The organism is Klebsiella sp. SWET4 (assembly GCF_024296565.1).
GTDB classification, from domain to species: domain Bacteria; phylum Pseudomonadota; class Gammaproteobacteria; order Enterobacterales; family Enterobacteriaceae; genus Klebsiella; species Klebsiella variicola.
Map to the genome: position 1 here is coordinate 104,326 of NZ_JANCOB010000007.1, position 8,983 is coordinate 113,308.

Genomic DNA, 8,983 nt, shown 5'->3' on the forward strand with positions numbered 1-8,983 from the left:
CCTCCGACCGCTCGGTTCGTAGCCGAGTACTCTATCCAGCTGAGCTACGGATGCAAAATGGCGGTGAGGCGGGGATTCGAACCCCGGATGCAGCTTTTGACCGCATACTCCCTTAGCAGGGGAGCGCCTTCAGCCTCTCGGCCACCTCACCACACACGCCTCTTTCGAGTGCTTCGAAGAACTTGTTTCTGCTCTTCGTCGCTGCGATGGCGCACATATTACTTTCTGGTACTTATAAGTCAAACACTTTTTCGAGACCTTTTTTCGTTTGCACACTTCGCACGCAATTCGCGTGCAAAAACGGCAAAAAGGGCAATTTATCAACAGGAAATCAGACCTGACGCAGGCATAACGCCAAACAGCCAAAGCGGCAAAGGGTGATGAAAACCGGTATTGCGCAGGGGAAAAAGTGAAAAAGGCAAAAATAACGGCGGGAAGGGATGCGCCTCACTGAACAGCGAGGCGCGGAAACCTTAGTAACTGGACTGCTGGGATTTTTCAGCCTGAATACGCTGGTAGATCTCTTCACGGTGAACAGATACTTCTTTAGGGGCGTTTACGCCAATACGAACCTGGTTACCCTTCACCCCTAAAACTGTCACAGTGACCTCATCTCCAATCATGAGGGTCTCACCAACTCGACGAGTCAGAATCAGCATTCTTTGCTCCTTGAAAGATTAAAAGAGTCGGGTCTCTCGTATCCCGGCATTATCCATCATATAACGCCAAAAAGTAAGCGATGACAAATACCTTGCGGTATAAGGCAGTCATGGCATCACATTCTGTTAAACCTAAGTTTAGCCGATATACACAATTTCAACCCGACTTTATCGTTATCAGTACTTATGACGCAAGGTGCCGTTTCCCCGAGGTTACGGCACCTATACCCGCCATACTTCAAGTTGCCTGTGTGTTGGCTTTCCTCACTCACCCCAGTCACTTACTTGAGTAAGTTCCTGGGGATTCGCTGCGTCGCCGCCTTCCTGCCACTCGAATTATTTAGGGTATAGGCGTTTATAGTTATTACAGTTTTGCGCTGACCCAGCCTTTCACACTGGCTAACGCTGCAGGGAGAGCAGACGCATCGGTACCACCGGCCTGCGCCATATCCGGACGACCGCCCCCTTTACCGCCCACCTGCTGAGCGACCATACCAACCAGCTCCCCTGCCTTCACGCGATCTGTCACATCCTTAGACACACCGGCAATCAGGGAAACTTTACCGTCTGCGACCGTAGCCAACACCACAACCGTCGAACCCAGTTGGTTCTTCAGATCGTCAACCATGGTACGCAGCATCTTCGGCTCCACGCCGGCCAGCTCGCTGACCAGCAGCTTAACGCCGTTAATCTCTTCCGCTTTGCTGGAGAGGTTTGCGCTCTCCTGCGCCGCAGCCTGCTCTTTCAGCTGCTGCAGCTCTTTTTCCAGCTGACGGGTACGCTCCAGCGCGGCACGAACTTTCTCGCCGAGATTGTGGCTGTCGCCCTTCAGCAGCTGTGCGATATCGCTGAGCTGATCGCTCTGCGCGTGCAGCATGGCTATCGCGCCTTCGCCGGTTACCGCTTCGATACGGCGCACGCCAGCGGCGGTACCGGACTCAGAGGTGATGCGGAACAGGCCGATATCACCGGTACGCGCCGCGTGAGTCCCGCCGCACAGTTCGGTGGAGAAGTCGCCCATCTGCAGCACGCGGACGCGGTCATCGTATTTCTCGCCGAACAGCGCCATGGCGCCGGATGCGCGCGCGGCATCGATATCCATAATGTTGGTTTCGATAGCCAGGTTACGACGGATCTGCGCATTGACCAGATCTTCGACTGCACGGATCTCTTCCGGCTTCATCGCTTCGAAATGCGAGAAGTCAAAGCGCAGCGCTTTATCGTTAACCAGCGAGCCTTTCTGCGCCACATGGGTGCCGAGCACCTGGCGCAGCGCCGCATGCATCAGGTGCGTCGCGGAGTGGTTCAGACGGATACGCTGACGGCGAGCCTCGTCCACATCGGCCTGCACCGCGTCGCCCACTTTCAGAGAACCGCTGGCGACTTTACCGATATGACCAATGGCCTGACCGTACTTCTGCGTGTCGCTGACGGCGAAGGAGAAGCCTGCGCCTTTCAGTTCGCCTTTATCGCCCACCTGGCCGCCGGACTCCGCATAGAACGGGGTCTGGTCGAGGATCACTACCGCTTCCTGGCCCGCGCTGACACTATCCACCGCTTTACCGTCGATAAACAGCGCAGTCACTTTGCCGTTCAGCTCCAGATGATCGTAGCCTTTAAATTCAGAGACTCCGTCAACGCGGATCATCGCGTTATAGTCAGCGCCGAAACCGCTGGACTCGCGCGCGCGGCGGCGCTGCTCTTCCATGGCGGCCTCAAAGCCAGCTTCGTCAACTTTAATGTTGCGTTCGCGGCAGACGTCCGCCGTCAGGTCGACCGGGAAGCCGTAGGTGTCGTACAGACGGAAGGCCGTTTCGCCATCCAGCGTGTCGCCTTTCAGCTTCGACAGCTCTTCATCCAGCAGCGCCAGTCCGCGCTCCAGAGTACGGGCGAACTGCTCTTCTTCAGTTTTCAGTACCTGCTCAACCTGAGCCTGCTGCTGTTTCAGTTCTTCACCGGCGGAACCCATCACGGCGATCAGCGGGGCAACCAGTTTCCAGAAGAAGGTGTCCTTCGCGCCCAGCATGTTGCCGTGACGGATCGCACGACGAATGATGCGACGCAGCACGTAGCCGCGGTTTTCATTCGACGGGATCACGCCGTCAGCAATCAGGAATGCACAGGAGCGAATGTGGTCGGCAATCACACGCAGCGACTTGTTCGTCAGGTCGGTCGCGCCGGTGACTTTCGCCACGCTGGCGATCAGATCGCGGAACAGGTCGATATCATAGTTGGAGTTAACGTGCTGCAGCACGGCGGCAATACGCTCCAGCCCCATACCGGTGTCGACGGACGGCTTCGGCAGCGGCTCCATGGTACCGTCAGCCTGACGGTTGAACTGCATGAAGACGATGTTCCAGATCTCGATGTAACGGTCGCCGTCTTCTTCCGGGCTTCCCGGAGGGCCGCCCCAGATGTGATCGCCGTGGTCAAAGAAGATTTCGGTGCACGGGCCGCACGGACCCGTGTCGCCCATCTGCCAGAAGTTATCAGAAGCAAACGGCGCGCCTTTGTTGTCGCCGATGCGGATGATACGCTCGCGCGGAACGCCTACTTCGTTAGCCCAGATGTCGAACGCTTCGTCATCGGTCTCGTAGACGGTAACCCACAGCTTCTCTTTCGGCAGGGCGAACCAGTTTTCACCGGTCAGCAGTTCCCATGCGTATTTGATGGCATCCTGTTTAAAGTAATCGCCAAAGCTGAAGTTGCCCAGCATTTCAAAGAAGGTGTGGTGACGCGCGGTGTAACCGACGTTTTCCAGATCGTTGTGTTTACCACCCGCACGCACGCAACGCTGCGCGGTGGTCGCGCGCGAGTAATTACGTTTGTCGAGGCCAAGGAAGACATCCTTGAACTGGTTCATCCCGGCGTTGGTAAACAGCAGGGTTGGATCGTTGTGCGGTACCAGGGAGCTGCTGGCAACTACCTGATGTCCCTTACTATGGAAAAAGTCGAGAAACGCCTGACGGATCTCAGCGGTGCTCTTGCTCATAATTATCCTGAAATCAAGCTACACGTCATCCTTCAAGTCGCCTCTGTCCTGGCTGCGCTTGCTCTCCCGGCACCGAACTGACGTGCGTTCCAGAAGATGTTCTCTCTTGCCGCCCTGATGCAGCTTGAATGATTTTGTGTATAAGGAATAATCGCCCTGGACGCTGTCTGTACTGTCACAACCAGCGGCCCGACGGAATAAAGTGGGAATAAGATAAGTTTTCTTTACGGCGAAGTAAAATCCCCGATGGGTCAATCTGCAAAATTTCGCCAGATTTCCTGGATATCTTCCATCAGGTAGCCGCGGTAAAGCAGGAATCGCTGAACTTTCACTTTTTCAGTAAAGGCGGAAGGTAACGGTTCGCCGTATTTACGCTGCGCCTGCTCCCTGGCAAGGCTCACCCAGTCGATATCACATTCGCGCATCGCCTGTTCAACGTCCTGGCGGGCAATCCCTTTCTGGCTGAGCTCCTGACGAATGCGCGCCGGACCATAGCCTTTGCGGCTCCGGCTGGCGATGAACTGGCCGACAAAACGGTGATCGTCGAGATAGCGGTTTTCGATACACCAGGCAACCACCTGCTCCAGCTCTTCGGGGGTGACGTCCAGCGCCTCGGGGCCATTTTTGCTCATTACTGGTGCAGCCAGTTTGCGCCGCAGCTCCTGTTCGCTGTGGTCGCGCATGGCCAGAATGCGGATAGCGCGGTCCAGCAGGCGGGCGTAGCCGGAGCGGCGTGATGAAGGTTCAGTCACAGGCACCTCAATAATCTAAAAAATGCAAAAGGGCCGCATAAGCAGCCCTTTATCACTCTGTTAGACGATATCAGAAATCTTGTTCCGTTTCTTCTGCGTCGTTGCCGTCAACGGCGAAGTCCGGCGTAGAGTCCTGGTTGTTGAGCAGCAGTTCGCGAACTTTCTTCTCAATTTCTTTCGCCGCCGCCGGGTTCTCTTTCAGCCAGGTGATCGCGTTCGCTTTACCCTGACCAATTTTGTCGCCGTTGTAGCTGTACCAGGCGCCCGCTTTCTCAATCAGCTTCTCTTTCACGCCCAGGTCAACCAGCTCGCCGAAGAAGTTGATGCCTTCGCCGTAGAGGATCTGGAATTCAGCCTGTTTGAACGGCGCGGCGATCTTGTTCTTCACCACTTTGACGCGGGTTTCGCTGCCGACGACGTTGTCGCCCTCTTTCACCGCGCCGATGCGGCGGATGTCCAGACGCACGGAGGCGTAGAACTTCAGCGCGTTGCCGCCGGTGGTGGTTTCCGGGTTACCGAACATTACGCCGATTTTCATACGGATCTGGTTGATGAAGATCAGCAGCGTGTTGGACTGCTTCAGGTTACCCGCCAGCTTACGCATCGCCTGGCTCATCATACGCGCCGCGAGACCCATGTGAGAATCGCCGATTTCGCCTTCGATTTCCGCTTTCGGCGTCAGCGCCGCGACGGAGTCGACGACGATAACGTCAACCGCGCCAGAGCGCGCCAGCGCGTCACAGATTTCCAGCGCCTGTTCACCGGTATCCGGCTGAGAACACAGCAGGTTGTCGATATCCACGCCCAGTTTGCGCGCATAGACCGGGTCCAGCGCGTGTTCGGCATCGATGAACGCACAGGTTTTACCTTCACGCTGCGCTGCGGCAATAACCTGCAGCGTCAGGGTGGTTTTACCGGAAGATTCCGGCCCGTAGATCTCGACGATACGGCCCATTGGCAGACCGCCGGCGCCGAGCGCAATATCCAGAGAAAGCGAGCCGGTGGAGATGGTTTCTACGTCCATAGAACGGTCTTCACCCAGGCGCATGATGGAGCCTTTACCGAATTGCTTTTCGATCTGGCCCAGTGCAGCCGCCAACGCTTTCTGTTTGTTTTCGTCGATCGCCATTGTTACTCCTAATCATGCAGGGTGAAGCGTGTTCGCTTCGCCGTTAATATTTGTTCAGTTGAGGCAATTATACTGTATGGTCATACAGTATCAAGTGTTTTGTAGAAATTGTTGCCAGAGCAGATTGAGCGCATAGGCCGTCGCCTGACGACGCACCGCTTCGCGGTCTCCGGCAAAGCATTCGCGCCGCGTCACGCCTTGCCCGCTCACGCTGGCGACACCAAACCACACCGTGCCGACCGGCTTTTCGTCGCTGCCGCCATCCGGCCCGGCGACGCCGCTAACGGAGATGGCATAGTCCGCGCGCGCCGCGCGCAGTGCGCCGATCGCCATCTCGACCACCACCGGTTCGCTCACTGCGCCGTTGTCCCGCAGCGTCGCTTCGCTGACGCCGATCATTTGCGATTTGGCTTCGTTGCTGTAGGTCACAAAGCCGCGTTCAAACCACGCTGAGCTGCCGGCAATATCGGTGATCGCTTTCGCTATCCAGCCGCCGGTGCAGGATTCCGCCGTGGTCACCGTCGCACCGCGCGCCTTCAGCGCCCGGCCCACCTTCTCGCTTAGCTGCATTAATTCTGAATCGGTCATTATCGCCCCGCTTTGGTCTGGATAAAGAGGCCATCAAAGATAGCACTTTCCACAGAGATATGGGGACGAGGTGTGGAATTTACGAGGGGACATCCAAAATGAATCATCCCGGCGATGCCGGGATGATAAATCGCACGATTACTTCATGCTGGCGGCGATCAGCGCCACGTTATGACGCATCATTTTCACATAGCTATCCGCGACGCCACCCGGTGCGGAGAGCGCCTCCGGATAGAGTTCGCCCCCCGGCTGGGCGCCTGTCGCGCTGGCGATTTGCTTCACCAGCCGCGGGTCAAGCTGGTTCTCCATAAACCAGGTATGGACGCCATCGGCTTTGATTTGCTTAATCAGCGCCGCCACCTGCGCCGCGCTGGCCTCGCTCTCTGAAGAGAGCCCCTGTGGCGCGAGGAATGTCACATTGTAAGCGCGGCCAAAATAGCCGAAGGCGTCATGGCTGGTCAGGACCTTGCGCTTTGCCAGCGGAATGGCGCTGAACTGCGCTTTCGCCCAGCCGTCGATATTCGTCAACTGCTCGATATAGCGCTTGCCGCTGCTGGTCAACGCCGCTTTATCTTCCGGGTCGGCTTTCACCAGACCATCGAGGATATTCTGCGCATACAACGCACCGTTCGCCGCGCTGTTCCAGGCGTGGGGATCGGTCACCGTTTTGCCATCCTCATCAAGGGTATGGGTCTTGACGCCTTTCGAGGCCACCACCAGCTCGCCCTTAAAACCAGAGGCCTTAATCAGACGATCCAGCCACCCTTCCAGCCCCAGGCCGTTGACCACCACCACGTCGGCCTTGCTGAGCAGCGCACTATCTTTCGGCGAGGGCTCGAAGGTGTGTGGATCGCCGTCCGGGCCGACCAGCGTTTCGACATGGACATGCTCGCCGCCGACCTGCTGCACCATATCACCCAGCACCGAAAAACTGCTTACCACGTTCAGCGTTTTTGCCATCGCCCCCTGCGCCATCAGCCCCAAAGCCAGCGCCACAACCATTGCACTACGTTTCATCATTTCCTTACCCCATCAATTTGCGCCAGCCGACCAGCAGCCGGCTATGCGTGCCAAAAAACAGCGAAATAAAAAACAGCGCGCTGGCGGTCAGCACGATGGCGGGCCCGGCGGGAAGACTGGCCGCCCAGGAGAGACTTAATCCCAGCCAGGCGCAGAGTGCGCCGGAGAGCGCCGCCAGCAGCAGAATGCCCGGCAGCGTTCGCGCCCAGCAGCGCGCGGCAACCGCCGGAAGCATCATCACCCCTACCGCCATCAGCGTTCCGAGTACCTGAAACCCCGCCACCAGATTAAGCACCAGCAGCGCCAGAAACAGTCCATGCAGCAGCGCGGGAAGGCGGGGGTGGTTCACCTGCAGCCAGGCGCAGTCGAACGCCTCGCTGACCAGACCGCGGTAGCACAGCGCAATGCACAGCAGCGTCAGGCTGGCGACGCCGCTGACAAATAGCGCCGCGTCACGATCGACCGCCAGAATAGAGCCAAATAACAGATGCAGGAGGTCGACGCTGGAGCCGCGCAGCGACACCAGGGTGACGCCCAGAGCCAGCGATCCCAGATAAAATCCGGCAAAGCTGGCGTCCTCTTTTAACGGTGTCCGCCGGCTCACCCACCCGGCCACCAGCGCCACCACGATGCCGGCGATGAAGCCGCCCAGGGTCATGGCCAGCAGCGACATGCCGCTCAGCAGATACCCCACCGCCACCCCGGGGAGAATGGCGTGCGACAGCGCATCGCCCATCAGGCTCATGCGCCGCAGCAGCAGGAAGACGCCCAGCATGGTAGTGCTCAGCGACAGCGCCAGACACACCACCAGCGCCCGGCGCATAAAACCAAATTCAATAAAAGGCTGAAAGAAGGTGTGCCAGATCATGCCGACCTCGCATGACTGAAAGCCGGAAGTACCGCCCGGGTGACGCCCCAGCAGGCGCGTTGGGGAGTCAGCAGCAGCGTCTCGGGGAAAAAGTCGGCCACCCGCTGGTTATCATGCAGCACCGCCAGGATGGTCTGCCCCTGCTGATGCATCTCGAGGATCAATTCCATCAGTTCCCGGCAGGTCGCTTCGTCGATGCCGGTGAAGGGCTCGTCGAGCATCACCAGCGGCGCCTGCTGCACCATCACCCGGGCAAACAACATGCGCTGAAACTGGCCGCCGGAGAGCGCCTCAATCGGCGATTTCGCCAGACCCGCCAGCCCGACCCGCTCCAGCACCGCGCTGATACGTCGCCGGGTATCGCCGCCCAGACCGCGTAGCAGCGACACGCCGGGCCATGCGCCCTGACTCACCACATCCTGCACGTTGAGAGGAAACTGCGACTCAAGGGCATGGCGCTGCGCCAGCCAGCCAATCACCGGCCGTTTCCCCTGCCAGCGCAGGCGGCCACTGACCGGTGGTAGAAACCCGGCGAGCGTTTTCAGCAGCGTTGATTTTCCGCAGCCATTGAGGCCAACGATTGCTGTCAGGCTGCCGGGGCATATCATCCCGCTCAACGGTGGGGTGATCGCCACCCCGTCATAGCCAGCGACCAGTTGCTCCAGCTCAATCATGGCAGCGCCACCGCCCACCAGGTCGCTAACCATAGCGCCGCCAGCAGCACGCCTGCGATGGTCGCGCGCGTCGCGCCGGAGGCCATAAAAACTGATGTGAACATATTTCACCTCTTTTAATGTTATAACATAACAATACAGAAGCGAAAAAAGAATGTAAATCAGTGTCAGTGGGCAGAAATGTAACAAAGGTCAACAAGAGGCATGCGGGCGGGAAAAAACGAGAGGTTAAGCGCGGCCTCCCCGGCGTCATCCCCCGGTCGCGCTGCGCTTACCGGGGCTACCAACCGGATACCAGACC

At 58.1% G+C, this 8,983-nt stretch carries 8 protein-coding genes and 1 tRNA gene; all 9 read right to left on the reverse strand.

Translation table 11 applies throughout. The features are described 5' to 3' along the window. Nucleotides 1–58: 58 nt before the first annotated feature. The 9 genes from NKJ21_RS16925 to NKJ21_RS16965 all read right to left on the reverse strand — a co-directional run bounded on the left by NKJ21_RS16925 (nt 59) and on the right by NKJ21_RS16965 (nt 8,715). Nucleotides 59–151 (reverse strand) — tRNA-Ser (locus NKJ21_RS16925). Between the two features lie 322 nt (nt 152–473). Continuing rightward, nucleotides 474–659 (reverse strand): carbon storage regulator CsrA, encoded by a 186-nt coding sequence (csrA, locus tag NKJ21_RS16930; RefSeq protein ID WP_000906486.1) that lies wholly within the window; start codon nt 657–659, stop codon nt 474–476. Nucleotides 660–1,023: 364 nt separating this feature from the next. Beyond that, a complete protein-coding gene (gene alaS / locus NKJ21_RS16935) occupies nt 1,024–3,651 on the reverse strand; it encodes an alanine--tRNA ligase (protein ID WP_008806151.1) in 2,628 nt (875 codons plus the stop codon). Between the two features lie 251 nt (nt 3,652–3,902). Further along, the gene (gene recX / locus NKJ21_RS16940) at nt 3,903–4,403 is read right to left on the reverse strand and encodes a recombination regulator RecX (RefSeq protein WP_008806152.1); all 501 of its coding nucleotides are present in this window, start codon (nt 4,401–4,403) and stop codon (nt 3,903–3,905) included. Between the two features lie 70 nt (nt 4,404–4,473). Then, nucleotides 4,474–5,532 carry a recombinase RecA gene (recA, locus tag NKJ21_RS16945; RefSeq protein WP_004205686.1) on the reverse strand — a complete coding sequence of 353 codons (1,059 nt, stop codon included), beginning with the start codon at nt 5,530–5,532 and terminating at the stop codon, nt 4,474–4,476. A 90-nt stretch (nt 5,533–5,622) separates the two neighbouring features. Continuing rightward, nucleotides 5,623–6,120 carry a nicotinamide-nucleotide amidase gene (pncC, locus tag NKJ21_RS16950; protein WP_012540790.1) on the reverse strand — a complete coding sequence of 166 codons (498 nt, stop codon included), beginning with the start codon at nt 6,118–6,120 and terminating at the stop codon, nt 5,623–5,625. Between the two features lie 138 nt (nt 6,121–6,258). Beyond that, on the reverse strand, nt 6,259–7,137 hold the full coding sequence (locus NKJ21_RS16955; protein ID WP_012967373.1) for a metal ABC transporter substrate-binding protein: 879 nt from the start codon (nt 7,135–7,137) through the stop codon (nt 6,259–6,261). A gap of 7 nt (nt 7,138–7,144) precedes the next feature. After that, on the reverse strand, nt 7,145–8,008 hold the full coding sequence (locus tag NKJ21_RS16960; protein ID WP_023340644.1) for a metal ABC transporter permease: 864 nt from the start codon (nt 8,006–8,008) through the stop codon (nt 7,145–7,147). Continuing rightward, nucleotides 8,005–8,715 carry a metal ABC transporter ATP-binding protein gene (locus NKJ21_RS16965; protein ID WP_162493235.1) on the reverse strand — a complete coding sequence of 237 codons (711 nt, stop codon included), beginning with the start codon at nt 8,713–8,715 and terminating at the stop codon, nt 8,005–8,007. Before NKJ21_RS16965 ends, NKJ21_RS16960 begins: the two co-directional genes overlap by 4 nt. Nucleotides 8,716–8,983 lie beyond the last annotated feature (268 nt).